We start from the raw sequence: 16696 nt of genomic DNA, 5'->3' as shown, positions 1-16696 counted from the left end.
CATGGCTAACATGAGAACTATTTCTTTTGATGGCATCGTTATTGGCGGTGGTGGTGCGGGCATGCGCGCTGCGTTGCAGATGGCGCAATCTGGTTACAAAACTGCTGTAATCACTAAAGTATTTCCAACTCGTTCGCATACAGTATCGGCACAAGGTGGTATCACCTGTGCGATCGCTTCTTCAGATCCTAACGATGATTGGCGCTGGCACATGTACGATACCGTTAAAGGTTCCGATTATATCGGTGACCAAGACGCTATCGAATACATGTGTTCAGTAGGTCCAGAAGCTGTTTTCGAACTTGAGCACATGGGTCTTCCATTCTCTCGTACCGAAGAGGGTCGTATTTACCAACGTCCTTTTGGTGGTCAGTCTAAAGACTTCGGTAAAGGTGGTCAGGCAGCTCGTACTTGTGCAGCGGCAGACCGTACTGGTCATGCGCTTTTGCATACCCTTTATCAAAACAACGTTAAAAATAACACCGTATTCCTTAACGAATGGTTTGCTGTTGATTTGGTTAAAAACCAAGACAATGTTGTGACTGGTGTTATCGCAATTAATATCGAAACCGGCGAAACCGTTTACGTTAAATCTAAAGCTACTGTATTTGCTACAGGCGGTGCTGGTCGTATCTTCGCCTCTACTACAAACGCACACATTAACACTGGTGACGGTGTTGGTATGGCTCTACGTGCGGGTGTTCCTGTTCAAGATATCGAAATGTGGCAGTTCCACCCAACCGGTATTCACGGTGCGGGTGTACTTGTTACTGAAGGTTGTCGCGGTGAAGGCGGTTACTTGATTAACAAAGATGGTGAGCGCTTCATGGAGCGTTATGCTCCTAACGCAAAAGACCTTGCCGGTCGTGACGTTGTTGCTCGCTCTATGGTTCTAGAAATTCTAGAAGGCCGTGGCTGTGGCCCTGATGGCGATCACGTATTCTTGAAGCTTGATCACCTAGGTGAAGAAGTTCTTGAAAGCCGTCTGCCAGGTATTTGTGAGTTGTCTCGTACCTTCGCGCACGCAGACCCAGTTAAAGTGCCAATTCCAGTTGTTCCAACGTGTCACTACATGATGGGTGGTATTGCTACTAACATTCATGGTCAAGCGCTAACTCAAGATGCTCAAGGTAACGATCAAGTTATCGAAGGCTTGTATGCTTGTGGTGAGATCGCGTGTGTATCTGTTCACGGTGCAAACCGACTTGGTGGTAACTCCTTGCTAGACTTGGTTGTGTTTGGCCGCTCGGCAGGTCTTTACATTGAGAAAGCACTACGTGAAGGCATCGAGATGCGTGAAGCTTCAGATTCTGATATCGAAGCTGCAATGGCTCGCTTGAACAAAGTTAACAACTCCACCTCTGGTGAGAATGCTTCTGTACTTCGTAAAGAGCTTCAAACCATTATGCAAAACCACTTCGGTGTATTCCGTCGCGGTGACTACATGCAAGAAGGTGTTAAGAAGTTGGCTGCTTTACGTGAGCGTATTGAAAACGTTTACCTTGAAGACAAGAGTAATGCATTCAACACCGCTCGTATCGAAGCACTTGAGCTACAAAACCTTCTTGAAACTGCTGAAGCAACTGCTATTGCGGCGGAAGAGCGTAAAGAGTCTCGTGGTGCTCACGCCCGTGAAGACTTCCAAGAGCGTGATGACGAAAACTGGTTGTGTCACTCACTTTACTTCCCAGGTGAAAAGCGCGTTACAAAACGTCAGGTTAACTTCGCTCCAAAAACTGTTGAGCGTTTTGAGCCTAAAGTGCGTACCTACTAATTTCGGGAGTAATGATTATGTTGAAAGTAGAAGTTTATCGTTACAACCCTGATGCAGATAAAGCGCCTTATATGAAAACATATGAGGTTGATACTCAGGGTAAAGATCTGATGGTTCTTGATGTACTTGAGCTTCTTAAAGCCCAAGATCCATCTTTAGCGTTCCGTCGCTCTTGTCGTGAAGGTGTTTGTGGCTCTGACGGCATGAACATCAATGGTAAAAACGGTTTGGCGTGTATCAAGCCTTTGTCTGAGTGTGTTAAAGACAATAAATTGATCTTACGTCCATTACCTGGCTTACCGGTAATTCGCGATCTTGTTATCGACATGTCTCAGTTCTATGAGCAGTACAAAAAGATCGAACCGTTCCTACAAAACAATACTCCAGCGCCAGCTATTGAGCGTCTTCAGTCTCCTGAAGAACGTGCAAAATTAGATGGATTGTACGAGTGTATTTTGTGTGCGTGCTGTTCAACCAGCTGCCCATCTTTCTGGTGGAACCCTGACAAGTTTATTGGTCCTGCCGGTTTATTACAGGCTTACCGATTCTTGGCAGACAGCCGTGATACGGAAACGACAAAACGTCTTGCTAATTTGGATGATCCGTTCAGTGTGTTCCGTTGCCACGGAATTCAAAACTGCGTACAAGTTTGTCCGAAAGGTTTGAACCCAACGCGCGCAATTGGTCATATCAGAAGCTTGTTGTTGAGCAATGCAACCTAATTTGTAGGCTGTTATTGTTAGACCTCTAAACCAAGGTCTTATAGCCTTGGTTTAGAAAAAGTTTTAATGTAATTATGTTTGCCAATTAAAAATCAAATGTATTCATGAGTTTCTAGCGCCGCTTTTTTATAAGCAAAATCGATAGAAAACGGGCCCATGAATAATTTGAGCATAAATTATTAGAATAAATTTGATTTAGGTTGTCATTAGCATCAATTACGTTTCGAAGCTAAATTCGATAGCTTGTTTGGAAAAACATTTTAGACAAGTAAATTTCGAGAGCACCGGCTTTACGGTGATAAATAAAAACGGATGTCGTTGAATAAACGACTTTTTAGCGAACATCGGGGTGCGTCGACTAACCGTCGGCCTATCTGTAAAAGTCAGGCGGATAACGTTCTGACACTCAAGGTTTCTACGCCGTTTCTTAGATTTTGGATCATAAGCCGAAATCTGCAAAGAAAATTAGCTTCGCCTTGTAGTTTTTCAGAACGAAAATAATTGCCAAGGTCAGAGAGCCTTAATCTTATCAAGATTTGAGGTATTCGCGTCCGTGACATTTTAGCGCCTCTTGCAGGTAGGATGCCCCAGTTTAAAGGTGGGCAGAAATGCAAGACAGCATAATGGAAGCTCTGTGGAGTACTTCCCATATATCAGGCGGTAATGCCGCATATGTAGAAGATTTGTATGATGCATATCTTCACGATCCGAACGCTGTTCCAGAACAGTGGCGTGAATATTTTGATCAACTCCCAAGAGTACAGGGTGCCGTCGGCGCTGATACACCTCATTCAATTATTAGACAGCAGTTTGCGCAACTTGCTAAAGATCGTGTACGTGGTAAAGCGACTTTAGGATCATCTTCTGCAGGTGCAGTGAGTCCTGAGCACGAAGCTAAGCAAATTAAAGTTGTTCAGCTGATTAATGCCTATCGATCTCGTGGTCATAAACTCGCGAAAACTGATCCATTAGAAATGGAAGTTAAAGCAGAAGTTGCAGACCTAGATATTCATTATCACGGCTTAACTACCGCTGATTTAGACACAGTATTTCAAACTGGCGATCTAATGATGGGCGTAGACGAAGCCCCTCTTCGTGACATCTTAAGCGCACTACAAGAAACCTATTGTGGGTCTATTGGTTCAGAAATTACCCATATTAATGATGCTGCTGAGCGTCAGTGGTTATTGCAACGCTTAGAAAGTGTTCGTGCGAAGCCGAATTACAGTAAAGAAGTTCAGTTGCGTTTACTCGATCGACTAACCGCAGCCGAAGGTCTTGAGCGTCATCTTGATTCTAAATACCCAGGTACCAAGCGTTTCGGCCTTGAAGGTGGCGAAAGTTTCGTTCCGTTAGTTGACGCATTAATCAAACGCGCTGGCGCTTTTGGTGCTAAAGAAATTGTTATGGGTATGGCTCACCGTGGTCGTTTGAATACCCTAGTGAACATTCTTGGTAAAAACCCAACTGCGCTGTTTGAAGAATTCGAAGGTAAGAAGCTTGTTTCTACCTCGGGTGACGTTAAATACCACCAGGGCTTCTCTTCAAACGTGATGACTCAGGGTGGCGAAGTTCACCTAGCCATGGCGTTTAACCCATCGCACTTGGAAATTGTTTCCCCAGTGGTTGAGGGTTCCGTAAGAGCTCGTCAAGACAGAAGAAATGATTCAACCGGTGATCTAGTTGTACCCATCTCTGTTCACGGTGATGCTGCATTTGCGGGTCAAGGTGTTGTCTTTGAAACCTTCCAAATGTCGCAAACTCGCGCCTACAAAACCGGCGGTACTCTTCATGTTGTAATCAACAACCAAGTTGGTTTTACCACAAGTTTGAAAGAAGATGCCCGCTCTACCGATTACTGTACCGACATCGCTAAGTTCGTAGAAGCTCCTGTATTCCACGTTAATGGCGATGACCCAGAAGCGGTAATTTTTGTGGCTCAATTAGCGATGGATTATCGCTACGAGTTCAAAAAAGACGTTGTTATCGATTTGGTTTGTTACCGTCGTCGTGGTCACAACGAAACTGACGAGCCTTCGTCAACTCAGCCGTTGATGTATCAAAAAATTCGCAACCACAAAACCACTCGTACTCTGTATTCTGATCGTTTGGTGGCTGCAAATATTTTGTCGCAGGACGATTCCGACAACTTAGCGAAAGAATATCGCGCTAAGTTAGATAACGGTGAATCAGTAGCAGATGGTTTAATTACCGAGCCAGATTCTTCGTTGTTTGTGGATTGGTCGCCATACATCGGCCACGATTGGACTGCCGAAGGAGACACGCGCGTAGAGCTTAAGAAATTAAGCGAAATCGCTGTGAAAACCTGTGAAGTTCCAGATGGTATCCAGATTCAGCGCCAAGTTTCTAAGATTTATGAAGATCGACGCAAAATGGCCGCCGGCAGTGCTGCATTGAACTGGGGTATGGCGGAGATTCTTGCCTACGGCACCCTGCTTGATGAAGGTTATTCGATTCGTATGACTGGTCAGGACTGTGGTCGAGGAACTTTCTCTCACCGTCACGCTATCGTTCACAGTCAGAAAGATGCTACTCGCTACACCCCGTTATCTCATCTTAAAGCTGATCAACCAGCTTTTGATTTGTACGACTCTTACTTGTCTGAAGAAGCTGTACTTGCGTTTGAATATGGTTACGCAACGACTGCTCCTAGAAGTTTAGTGATTTGGGAAGCTCAATTTGGTGACTTTGCTAACGGTGCGCAGGTTGTAATCGACCAATTTATCACCAGTGGTGAGCACAAGTGGGGTCGTCTATGTGGTTTAACCATGTTGTTGCCGCACGGTTATGAAGGACAAGGCCCAGAGCATTCTTCTGCACGGTTAGAGCGTTTTATGCAGTTGTGTGCTGAGCATAATATTCAGGTGTGTATCCCAACAACTCCTGCACAAGTGTTCCATATGTTGCGTCGGCAAGCGATTCGACCGATGCGTCGTCCGTTGATCGTTATGAGTCCAAAGTGGATTTTGCGTCATCCGCTTGCAACATCAACATTGGAAGAGCTTGCCGATGGCAGCTTCCAAAACGTGATTGCTGATAAAGAAATCGATCCAGCAAAAGCGAAGCGTGTTGTTATGTGTAGCGGCAAGGTGTACTACCACTTGCTTGAAGCGCGGAACGAAAAAGAAATTGATGATGTTGCATTAGTACGAGTCGAACAGTTGTACCCGTTCCCAGAACAAGAGTTGTTCGAAGCGCTATCTCCTTACAAAAACATCGTTGATTTCACTTGGTGTCAAGAAGAGCCAATGAACCAAGGTGCATGGTTTAGTATTCAGCATCGTATGTATCGCGTGCTGGATAAGCTTGACCATAAAGCTCCTTTACGATTTGCAGGACGTGATGCGTCTGCGGCGCCAGCGGCAGGGTACATGTCTACGCATGTTGAAGAGCAAAATCGCCTAGTTGCAAAAGCTCTTACAGTTGAGTAGTACAGATAAAAGATTTGGGCCATTAGAAACACGGCGGGCGTTGCCCGCCACAATAAATACTCCATAACGAAGCGGTATCCCGAAGGAAGATCAACCACAATGACTACAGAAATCAAAGCGCCTACCTTTCCAGAGTCGGTACAAGACGGTGTAATAGCAAATTGGCACAAACAACCTGGCGAAGCAGTCAGTCGAGATGAATTGTTGGTCGACATTGAAACCGACAAGGTAGTTCTTGAAGTTGTTGCTCCTGCAGACGGCGTTCTTGGCGATGTTCTTAAAAAAGAAGGCGACACAGTTTTAAGTAATGAAGTAATCGCAAACATTATTGAAGGCGGTGCTAGCGCTAGCGCTCCTGTAGCGGCTGCTCCGGTTACTGCTTCTGCTGCCAGTGGCGCAGCTGTTGAAATTAAAGCTCCAACTTTCCCTGAATCTGTTCAGGACGGTACCGTAGCCAGCTGGCATAAAAAAGTTGGTGAAGCAGTAGCTCGTGATGAACTGATCGTTGATATTGAAACCGATAAAGTTGTATTGGAAGTTGTTGCCCCAGTTGATGGTGTATTAACCGCAATCTCTGCCGAAGAAGGTGCGACCATTGCCAGCAACCAAGTGATTGGCGTTATCACTGAAGGTGCATCTGCATCTGCTGCGGCTGCTCCAGTTGCTGCTGAAGCTCCAGCTGCCTCTTCAGCCTCTGAAACAATTGCAAGTCCAGCTGCTCGCAAAATGGCCGATGAAAAAGGTGTTGATTTAGGTTCTGTTGCTGGTACTGGTAAAGGTGGCCGTATCACTAAAGAAGACGTTGCTAGTGCCTCTTCTAAACCAGCCCCTGCTCCTGCGCCAGTTGCTGCTAAGCCTGCTCCAGTTGCTGCGCCATTACCTGCGGGTGAGCGCATCGAAAAACGTGTTCCAATGACTCGTTTGCGTAAGCGCATTGCTGAGCGTCTATTGAATGCAACTACGTCAACAGCTATGTTGACTACCTTCAACGAAGTTAACATGAAGCCTTTAATGGATCTTCGTCAAGAGTACAAAGATCTGTTTGAAAAAATGCACAACGGTTCTCGCCTAGGTTTTATGGGCATGTTTACCAAAGCTGCTTGTGAAGCGCTCAAACGCTTCCCGCAAGTTAATGCTTCTATCGATGGTGACGATGTTGTATACCATGGCTTCCAAGACATTGGTGTTGCGGTTTCTACTCCAAATGGCTTGGTTGTTCCTGTTCTTCGTGACGTTGACGATATGAGCATTGCTACTATCGAAAACACCATCCGTGACTATGGCCTTCGTGCTCGCGATGGCAAGTTAGGTATTGATGAGATGATTGGTGGTACCTTCACAATCACCAACGGTGGTGTGTTTGGTTCGCTACTGTCAACGCCAATTCTTAACCCACCTCAGTCAGCTATTCTTGGCATGCACAAAATCCAAGATCGCCCAATGGCTGTAAACGGTAAGGTTGAAATCTTACCAATGATGTACCTAGCGCTTTCTTATGATCACCGCTTGCTTGACGGTAAAGATGCTGTTCAATTCTTGGTAGCAATCAAAGAAATGATTGAAGATCCTGCTCGCATCTTGTTGCAAGTTTAATTAGGCCTCCCCATATCGATATCGTGGCCAGTTATAACATCAGTTGTAGCTGGCCTCACCATAAAGATTTACTGATCAGGAATTGAATTATGTCGGATAAATACGATGTTATCGTCATTGGCTCGGGCCCTGCGGGTTACGTCGCCGCAATCCGCAGTGCGCAGTTAGGTTTGAAAACTGCTTGTATTGAAAAGTGGAAAAATAAAGACGGTAAAGGTATCAACGGTGGTACCTGCTTGAATGTCGGTTGTATCCCTTCAAAAGCGTTACTAGATAGCTCTCACAAATATCACGATGCACATGCGGCGTTCGAAGCTCACGGTATCAGCACCGGTGAGGTGACTATCGATGTTCCTACCATGATCAAGCGTAAAGACGCAGTTGTTAAGCAAATGTCTGGCGGTATCGCTGGTTTGTTCCAAGCTAACAAAGTTACTTCTTTATACGGTACCGGAAAACTACTTGCTGGCAAAAAAGTGGAATACACCGATTTCGATGGTAAAACCACCGTTTTAGAAGCCAGTAACGTCATTCTTGCTAGCGGTTCAACACCCGTTGCTATCCCGGTTGCCCCGGTCGACAACGACATTATTGTTGATTCAACTGGCGCACTTGAGTTCTCATCGGTTCCTGCTCGTTTGGGCGTAATTGGTGCGGGTGTAATTGGTCTTGAGCTAGGCAGTGTATGGAGCCGTTTGGGTTCAGACGTTGTACTTCTTGAAGCCATGCCTGACTTCCTGTCTACCATGGATCAGGAAATTGCCAAAGAAGCGAAGAAAATTCTAACCAAACAAGGGTTGGATATTCGTCTAGGTTGTCGCGTAACTGGCACCGAAATCAAAGGTCGTGAAGTAGAAGTTACTTACACCGATGCTGACGGTAACGAAGCAAAACAAACTTTTGACAAGTTGATCGTCTGTGTTGGTCGTCGCCCATTCACCGAAGGCCTGCTTGCTGGCGACAGCGGTGTAAACTTAGATGAGCGCGGTTTTATTTACGTAAACGACCTTTGCTCAACCAATGCTCCTGGTGTTTGGGCAGTTGGTGACGTTGTTCGTGGTCCAATGCTCGCGCACAAAGGCTCTGAAGAAGGTGTAATGGTAGCTGAGCGTATTGCTGGCGAAAAAACCCTTATCAATTACGACATTATTCCAAACGTAATCTATACCCACCCAGAAGTTGCCTCTGTTGGTAAGACTGAAGAGCAATTAAAAGCAGACGGTATTCCTTACAACGTTGGTACCTTCCCATTTACCGCTATCGGTCGTGCAGTTGCTGCAAACGAGTCAGACGGTAAAGTTAAGATGCTTGCCCACGCTGATACCGACCGTGTTCTTGGCTGCCACATTGTTGGCCCAAGCGCTTCTGACCTTGTTCAAGCTGTTGCTTTGGCAATGGAATTCGGTACTTCTGCAGAAGACATCGGTATGACTGTTTTCGGTCACCCAACCTTCTCTGAAGCGGTTAAAGAAGCTGCGTTGGCGGTTAACGGTCACGCGATTCATATGCCGAACCGTCCAAAGCGTAAAAAATAAGATCGCTATCAACCAAAAACAAAAGCCGCATTAAGACGGATACCTACTAGCTTTGACGTCACGCTTTCATTTCGGCGTCAGACTCACTTTGAGCTAAACCCAGCTCCAGTGAGGCTCGGGGCACATTAGCGTACCCGCTCCGGGCAACCAAGGCGTGAGGTTAAGACCTCATAGATGTCAATTGAGTTGGACAGGACGGCAGATAACCCATCTGCGGTTGCTCGAAAACACAGTCAAAAACGGATAAATAGTCATGAACTTGCATGAGTATCAGGGCAAAATGCTGTTTCGCGAATACGGCTTGCCTGTATCAAAAGGTATTGCTGCAGTGACTGCAGCAGAAGCTGCGGCAGCAGCTGATGAAATTGGTGGCGATAAGTGGGTGGTTAAAGCCCAGGTTCACGCTGGTGGTCGCGGTAAAGCCGGTGGTGTAAAACTTGTAAGCTCCAAAGCCGAGATCGAAGAGTTCGCAAAAAAATGGTTAGGCAACCGTTTGGTTACATACCAAACAGACGAAAAAGGCCAGCCAGTTAGCCGTATTTTGGTTGAATCTTGCACCGACATTGCTAACGAACTATACCTAGGCGCGGTTGTTGACCGTTCTAGCCGTCGTATCGTTTTCATGGCATCGACAGAAGGTGGTGTAGAAATCGAGAAAGTTGCAGAAGAAACTCCAGAAAAGATTCTAAAAGCAACTGTAGACCCTCTAGTTGGCGCACAGCCATACCAAGCCCGTGAATTGGCATTTAAATTAGGTCTAGAAGGCGTTCAAATTAAGCAATTTACCCAAATCTTCTTGGGTCTTGCGAAAATGTTCCAAGAAAAAGACTTGGCTCTTCTTGAAATTAACCCATTGGTTATTACCGATGAAGGTAACCTTCACTGTCTAGACGCTAAAGTTGTTATCGATGGTAACGCTGTATACCGTCACCCAGAGCTGAAAGAAATGCACGATCCTTCGCAAGAAGATGCTCGTGAAGCTCACGCTGCTCAATGGGACCTTAACTACGTTGCTCTAGAAGGTAACATCGGTTGTATGGTTAACGGTGCTGGCCTTGCAATGGGTACCATGGACATCGTAAACCTGCACGGTGGTAAGCCTGCCAACTTCCTAGACGTAGGTGGTGGTGCAACTAAAGAGCGTGTAATCGAAGCTTTCAAAATCATCTTGGCCGATGACAACGTTAAAGCAGTATTGATCAACATTTTCGGCGGTATCGTACGCTGTGATTTGATCGCTGAAGGCGTTATTGGTGCAGTTGAGGAAGTTGGCGTAAAAGTACCTGTTGTTGTGCGCTTGGAAGGTAACAATGCTGACCTAGGTGCTAAGGTACTTGCGGATAGCGGTCTGAACATCATCGCTGCAACTAGCCTGACCGATGCTGCAGAGCAAGTTGTTAAAGCGGCTCAAGGTTAAGGGGAAGCACAATGAGTATTTTAATTAATAAAGACACCAAAGTAATTTGTCAGGGTTTCACTGGCGGCCAAGGTACTTTCCACTCTGAGCAAGCGATTGCTTACGGTACAAAAATGGTAGGCGGTGTTACTCCAGGTAAAGGTGGTACTACTCACCTAGGCTTGCCTGTATTCAACACTGTTGCAGAAGCCGTTGAAGCTACTGGTGCGGAAGCATCTGTAATCTACGTTCCTGCGCCATTCTGTAAAGACTCCATTTTGGAAGCAGCAAATGCCGGTATCAAACTAATCGTTTGTATTACCGAGCACATTCCAGTTATGGATATGCTTGAAGTAAAAGTTAAGTGTGACGAATTGGGCGTACGTTTAATCGGCCCTAACTGTCCAGGCGTTATCACTCCAGGAGAGTGTAAGATCGGCATTATGCCTGGTCACATTCACTTGCCAGGTAAAGTAGGTATCGTTTCTCGTTCTGGTACTTTGACTTACGAAGCTGTTAAGCAAACTACGGATGCGGGCTTCGGTCAATCTACTTGTGTTGGTATTGGTGGTGACCCAATTCCTGGTTCTAACTTCATTGATATTCTGAAGTTGTTCCAAGAAGACCCAGCGACCGAAGCGATTGTAATGATCGGTGAAATCGGTGGTTCTGCCGAAGAAGAAGCGGCTGCTTACATTAAAGCAAATGTAACCAAGCCAGTTGTTTCTTACATTGCAGGTGTTACTGCTCCTCCAGGAAAACGCATGGGTCACGCCGGTGCAATCATTTCTGGTGGTAAAGGTACCGCTGACGAGAAATTCGCTGCATTAAATGATGCTGGCGTTGCTACTTGTCGCAGCCTTGCAGACATCGGTAAAACTTTGAAAGAAGTTACTGGTTGGTAAGATTAATCTACGGATTAATTTTTGAAAAAGGCGGCCCTTGGGTCGCCTTTTTTATGTCTAATTTTTTAAATTTTTATTTTATAAATTGGTGACTAAAAACTGTTATTATTTTTTTGTTTTTAAAGCTACATATTTGTCTATTTAATTAATGTCTGTAATTTGTGTGTTTTGAACAATTATTACGCGTTTAGATTTTATCACCGCTCTGTCTATATTCCTCTCTGATTAGTGTTTTGTAAATAATCTGTAAAAATAGTGATAACTGTAATTTTAACGGCTATTATTAGCGCCGGATGCAACTTTAGAATTACCTTTTCGCGTATAACAATTAAAAGTAGGTAAGGATATCTATGACAGCGCTAACTTTTTCTACCAGTAACATCATTGCATTACACCAATTAGAGCTTCAAATTCGCCGAGAAACTGGCGTTAAACACAATCTTTCTAACGAAGCGTCATTACTCGATTTAGTTCGATTAGCCAGTGCCAGCACCAACCGAGCCGTTGCCAACGCATTTAAAAACTTTGAAATCGGCCTAGATGAATCAGTAAAAAAACAACTTATTTATCGCGGGGTTATATCTAGTCGAGAGCATTCTCAAGCCCTTGCTAAATCTCAAGATACTACCAAGCCTAAAATTTATCGTGGCAACATTATTTCTGAGTCGTCAACTTCTAACGCAGAAAATACCGGTGCCGACAGCGAAACTGCAATGGCAGAGATGCAACGAAAAAAACGTGTGTATCGCGGGAGAGTTATTGATTAAATTTGCTGAATTTAAACAAGCTGAGATATTAAGCGATTTAGCCAAGTTTTATTTGAAGGCTGTTTATTTTTTCGAGCATTAATTAGCACAATTCCCAAACTGTTTAATTTTTCTTGCTGATTAGAATCTAGCGAATCTATGAATTGTTGATAGGCAGCTTTAATGGTTGGAAATGGGCTTATAAAAGCTATTTTTATCAGCTCAATAACCGATTGTTCCGAGGCAAGTTGATGGCGTTTACCGGTGTATTTTTTCACTTCAATGTCTAATTTGTACAGCGCCGTAAGGTTGTGAGAGTTCAAATTCAAAATTGACATAAAAATTCCTTGTGACTACACCCAGACATCAACATATGCAATTAAGGTAATAGGTTTCTGCTAATTAGTGTAGCACTCAGATCAAATCTCCCAGAGGTTATTCCTGTAACAACCATAATTTTTCTAACCAAAAACTAATTTGAATAATAATTCTTTGATTGGTTGTTGAAACAGAGTTCGATGCCTCACCTATGGCGAGCCAATCAAGCTCACCGGCCCCTAGGCCTGCGTACTCCCAATCGATAATAGCGAGGTTATTATCAGCAACAATAATATTATTCGGGTTTAGGTCGTGATGGGTCAGTTTTAAGGTGCGCTGTTGTGTTTGCCACTGTTTTAAATGCACCGAAAATTCTTGCCATTGTTTTAAATCGTTACCAATTAACGTGTTGGAACAATTTTCTGCGTAACGATGTAAATGTTCGTAGTAGTTAAATTCAGGAAGATCAAGCGTAATTGCCTGATAGGACGAAATAGCTTCTATAAGTAGATTTTTACTTTTTAGAGGCAACTTTGATAGGTCATTAAAGATTTTCCCTTCAATAAACTCAGACACAACAAAGCCAATGTCGTAATCAACATGAATGAGCGTTGGTGCTAAACCTAGCTCTGCAACTTTTGTTTGTATATAAACTTCATGTTGGCGGTTAATGCCATAGGTATTGGAAAGCGGAGAAAATAATTTTAACGTAAATTCAATTTTTTTATCCGAGCGTGTTGATAAAAAAAAGGCACCGTTGGTTAAACCGTCGTTACTACGAGCGATGATTTTGGGCGGCGTTGTAAGTTTAGCGAAGTTAGGATTGCAATTTCCCCAGTTTTCCCAAGTCGCCAATACCTTATTTATTTGCATAATTATGCGTAGCTGTTGATCAATTAAGATGCAGCATTTAGAGACACATCACCGCTGAGTTGTTTCTTCCAACGCCCCCAGCCAAACACACACAAAATTACATAAAAAATAAATAAATAAGCAGTACTCGTAAGACCTCTTTCAAAATAGAGCATGACCGAAACGGAGTCGATAACAATCCAATACAACCAATTTTCCAACACTTTTTGGGTTACCAAATAGGTGGCAAATAGACTTGCCCAGGTGGTGAAAGAATCAAGATAAGGCCAAGCCGCGCTGGTATTCTTTGCTAAGAAAAAACCACTAATTCCAGTTGCGCACACAATCAATAATATTGCTATGGCGTGTTTATGCAGCGACCAAGAGTGAATAGTTATTGATTGCGACTGATCCGAGCGCTTCTTCCATTGCAGCCAACCATACACCGCCATTAAGAGATAATACGCATTCAGGGCCGAATCCATAAACAGGCTTACGTCCCAAAATAACAGTGTATAAATGGCTGTGCTAAAAAAAGCACAAACCCAAGCGAGAGAGTTTTCTAACAAAACAAACAGCAGATAGGCAATGGCTAAAATAACCGCGAGGTTTTCCCAAGTTAAAAGAATATGCATTTTGAGAAAACCTCAAGTTATTTTGCTAGTAAAAATTAAGAATTTAACACTTCGGAATTGGGTAAAAACTTAGCAACGAATACGGCCTTGCCTTGGGTCTCATAGCTCCACTTCAATAACATTTTCAGTGAGTCCATGACTCGATCGTATTCGCCCATAACAATGGTTGCGGTCGGAAATGTTTGCACCTTCAAACCGTCGATTGAATTTACCTTTTCGATAAAGGCTTTTATTGGGGGAATATAATCCCCGTTAAACGGATACATGGTTAACTCTACTGATAACATCATAATGTCAGCCTCAATTAAAATGTGTAGTTTGCACTTACACCTAACACTCTGGGTTCGCCCAGTTGAGTGTAGAGTTCTGGTTCAGCAAAAAAATCACGAGGATCATTACTGAAGGTGCCAAAGCCTCGAACTTCATAATCTTTATCGCCAATGTTTCGACCCCAGAGCGCAAATTGCCACTGTTCAAGTGTGTATTCCACGCGGGCATTTACTAGGTTGTAAGGTGACGATTTAAACTCGTGATCGTTGGAGAAGAAAAACTCGTCTTTGCCTTGAACCTGTATATCAACATTTAACGCCGAGCTTAATTGTACATTGGTGCCAATGGTATAGGTGTACTTGGGTGCTTGCGGCAGATCATGACCATCGAGATCTACGCCAATATTAAACATTGGATCGGCATCAACGTGAGAGAAGCTTACGTAGTCTTTAAACTCGGAATCCAATAAACCTAGGCTAGAGTAAATGGTTACTGCATCGGTTAGAGCAAAATCTACCTGCGCCTCTAATCCAAGACTGGTTCCTGCTGCGGCATTGTCAATGAAGTCGTTAAATTGGCAGGGGAAACCTTCGGGTGGACAGACCACATTCGAAGAGGTGATTTGTACATCTTCACGATCTTGATAAAAGACCGACACGAGCGTTTGCAATCGACCGTCAAGCCACACACCTTTACTGCCAACTTCGTAATTAATTAATTCCTCAGAGTCGTATTCGCGAAATTCTGGCTCTAAGGTGTTGTTCGGATTAAAACCACCAAATTTAAATCCTCGCGAAACCAATGCATATAAGAAATGATTGTCGCTCACTTGGTATTCAAGGGCGACTTTGGCGGTCCACTCGGTTTCATCGGCGTCTAATCGAACCGAATCGTTGTCGGCGTAATCGGCGTCTCTTTGCTCGATTCGAGCACCGGTAGTAAGCGTAAGATTATCGCTTAAACTGAAGCTTACCTGGCCGTAGATCGCGGTATTTTGGGTTTGATAATCGGTTAAAAAATCGTTGTCTAAAAACGTGTAAACACGGCGTAAATCCACCTGCTGATCACGGTAATACAAACCCGCTAACCAAGTAATGTCGCCTTCGTCCGATAACCAACGCAGATCAACGGCGGTGTTTTTGTTGTCGCGAATAAAATTATCGAACGATGAGTATTCCAGCGGGAAGCCAACAACATCTTCGTCGCAGGCAAGACCGTCGCAAAAACCCACAAACGTCCAGTCTTCATCAAAACCGTATTCTGTGTCGGAGTCAGCCTGACTTAAAGAAGCAATAAATTGATGACCGTTATCCAATGACCAGGTCGAGGTTAGAGCGGCAGCAAAGGTTTCTTGACGATCATGTCCGGGTTGATCGGTTTGGGTTTGACGTCCGTTGTCGAGAGAGAACGAGTCGTAACCATTATCGACGTCGGCATAAAATAAGATTAGGTCGAGGGCTAACTGCTCAGTGGCTTGCCATGAAAAGGTGGTTCTTGCCACGGTTTCATCGATATTTTGAGTATCGTCACGATTTAAAAACGTATTCTCAATGTAGCCGTCGCTTTCATTTTTTTGCAGAGCGATTCGTGCGCCCAAATTATCGTTGAGCGGAACATTCAAAATTCCTTCAACCGAGCGCGTATCGTATTCCGCAAAAGAGGTTTTAATCGAGCCGCCAAGCTCTGGGGATACATCGTTGGTTTTAACATTGATAAGACCGGCCAAAGCGTTAGCTCCGTAAACGGTTCCTTGCGGACCGCGCAAAATTTCTACCTGTTCAACATCCATTGCCGTTACTGCCGTGCTGATACCGGTAAAGTCGATGCCATCTACCAATACACCAACCGAGAAGTTAACCGGCTCAACAAACTCGGAGCGCTCACCAATGCCGCGAATTTGAATAAAACGCCCGCGCGAAGCGCCACTGGCTAGGTTCACATTGGGAGCGTTTAACAAGACTTGCTCAAGGTGTGAAGCGTTTTGACGCTCGATATCCGCTTGGGTGTAAATGCTAACGCTGGAAGCCTGCTTTAGAAGATTGGTTTCGCGCAGTTCAGCGGTCACTACAATTTCTTCAATACTGTTATTGTTGGTGTTTTCAGCGGCTATTAATGCAGAGCTGAACAACAAGCAAGACGAGGCAACAGCACTGGCAATGCTAAGTTTAGGTAAATGAGCTTTGTGGATTTGCGGTTTGTGCGGTAACTTCATGAGAGCCTCCAATTAACGATTAACACGCTGATACAGCGTTGTTACGGAGACCCGGAATGCAAATGCGAAACAGGCGGAAATTCGTGATGTGTTCCTATCCCTACGCCGGCATTAACCGGATCAGGTCATAAGGGTTCGCGCAATTGCATCTCAGGCATAAGCCACCCCTTAGGATCGCGGCTATTGTAACGGCAAACGTAAAAATTGAAAGCCGAGCCGGCACAAAAATACATTCTTGTGGAACTGGTGACATTCACAGATGGCAACTGTCTTAGATCGTTGCTGT

At 44.4% G+C, this 16696-nt stretch carries 13 protein-coding genes and 1 riboswitch; of the genes, 8 read left to right on the top strand and 5 right to left on the bottom strand.

Annotated elements, in window-relative coordinates; translation table 11 throughout:
* The first annotated feature begins 1 nt into the window (after position 1).
* The 8 genes from sdhA to ACYQ2C_RS02035 all read left to right on the top strand — a co-directional run bounded on the left by sdhA (position 2) and on the right by ACYQ2C_RS02035 (position 12144).
* Positions 2 to 1774, top strand: coding sequence for a succinate dehydrogenase flavoprotein subunit (gene sdhA, locus ACYQ2C_RS02070; RefSeq protein WP_460099666.1), 1773 nt, complete (start codon positions 2 to 4; stop codon positions 1772 to 1774).
* Positions 1775 to 1791: 17 nt separating this feature from the next.
* Entirely contained in the window at positions 1792 to 2496 is a 705-nt protein-coding gene (locus ACYQ2C_RS02065) for a succinate dehydrogenase iron-sulfur subunit (protein ID WP_460099668.1), read from the top strand.
* A 608-nt stretch (positions 2497 to 3104) separates the two neighbouring features.
* Positions 3105 to 5948 carry a 2-oxoglutarate dehydrogenase E1 component gene (locus ACYQ2C_RS02060; RefSeq protein ID WP_460099671.1) on the top strand — a complete coding sequence of 948 codons (2844 nt, stop codon included), beginning with the start codon at positions 3105 to 3107 and terminating at the stop codon, positions 5946 to 5948.
* A 99-nt stretch (positions 5949 to 6047) separates the two neighbouring features.
* Positions 6048 to 7541, top strand: coding sequence for a 2-oxoglutarate dehydrogenase complex dihydrolipoyllysine-residue succinyltransferase (gene odhB, locus ACYQ2C_RS02055; RefSeq protein ID WP_460099674.1), 1494 nt, complete (start codon positions 6048 to 6050; stop codon positions 7539 to 7541).
* Between the two features lie 89 nt (positions 7542 to 7630).
* The gene (gene lpdA, locus ACYQ2C_RS02050) at positions 7631 to 9076 is read left to right on the top strand and encodes a dihydrolipoyl dehydrogenase (protein ID WP_460048697.1); all 1446 of its coding nucleotides are present in this window, start codon (positions 7631 to 7633) and stop codon (positions 9074 to 9076) included.
* A 253-nt stretch (positions 9077 to 9329) separates the two neighbouring features.
* Positions 9330 to 10493, top strand: a complete 1164-nt coding sequence (sucC, locus tag ACYQ2C_RS02045; RefSeq protein ID WP_460048695.1) for an ADP-forming succinate--CoA ligase subunit beta — start codon at positions 9330 to 9332, stop codon at positions 10491 to 10493.
* Positions 10494 to 10504: 11 nt separating this feature from the next.
* Positions 10505 to 11377: a succinate--CoA ligase subunit alpha gene (gene sucD / locus ACYQ2C_RS02040; RefSeq protein ID WP_460048693.1), complete on the top strand. Its 873-nt coding sequence runs from the start codon at positions 10505 to 10507 to the stop codon at positions 11375 to 11377.
* A gap of 350 nt (positions 11378 to 11727) precedes the next feature.
* A complete protein-coding gene (locus ACYQ2C_RS02035; protein ID WP_460099678.1) occupies positions 11728 to 12144 on the top strand; it encodes a hypothetical protein in 417 nt (138 codons plus the stop codon).
* An 11-nt stretch (positions 12145 to 12155) separates the two neighbouring features.
* Here ACYQ2C_RS02035 and ACYQ2C_RS02030 read toward each other — a convergent pair whose 3' ends face one another.
* The 5 genes from ACYQ2C_RS02030 to ACYQ2C_RS02010 all read right to left on the bottom strand — a co-directional run bounded on the left by ACYQ2C_RS02030 (position 12156) and on the right by ACYQ2C_RS02010 (position 16410).
* Positions 12156 to 12461 carry a hypothetical protein gene (locus tag ACYQ2C_RS02030; protein WP_460048690.1) on the bottom strand — a complete coding sequence of 102 codons (306 nt, stop codon included), beginning with the start codon at positions 12459 to 12461 and terminating at the stop codon, positions 12156 to 12158.
* Positions 12462 to 12558: 97 nt separating this feature from the next.
* Complete coding sequence (locus ACYQ2C_RS02025) at positions 12559 to 13314, bottom strand: phosphotransferase (RefSeq protein ID WP_460099682.1); 756 nt, start codon at positions 13312 to 13314, stop codon at positions 12559 to 12561.
* Between the two features lie 23 nt (positions 13315 to 13337).
* On the bottom strand, positions 13338 to 13928 hold the full coding sequence (gene pnuC, locus ACYQ2C_RS02020) for a nicotinamide riboside transporter PnuC (protein WP_460099685.1): 591 nt from the start codon (positions 13926 to 13928) through the stop codon (positions 13338 to 13340).
* A gap of 35 nt (positions 13929 to 13963) precedes the next feature.
* The gene (locus ACYQ2C_RS02015) at positions 13964 to 14218 is read right to left on the bottom strand and encodes a YkoF family thiamine/hydroxymethylpyrimidine-binding protein (protein ID WP_460048686.1); all 255 of its coding nucleotides are present in this window, start codon (positions 14216 to 14218) and stop codon (positions 13964 to 13966) included.
* Between the two features lie 14 nt (positions 14219 to 14232).
* Positions 14233 to 16410, bottom strand: coding sequence for a TonB-dependent receptor (locus ACYQ2C_RS02010; protein WP_460099688.1), 2178 nt, complete (start codon positions 16408 to 16410; stop codon positions 14233 to 14235).
* Positions 16411 to 16490: 80 nt separating this feature from the next.
* Positions 16491 to 16589, bottom strand: a riboswitch (TPP riboswitch).
* Between the last annotated feature and the right edge of the window lie 107 nt (positions 16590 to 16696).

This window comes from Sessilibacter sp. MAH3, from assembly GCF_054658275.1.
This window is presented reverse-complemented; position numbering and strand designations above follow the sequence as displayed.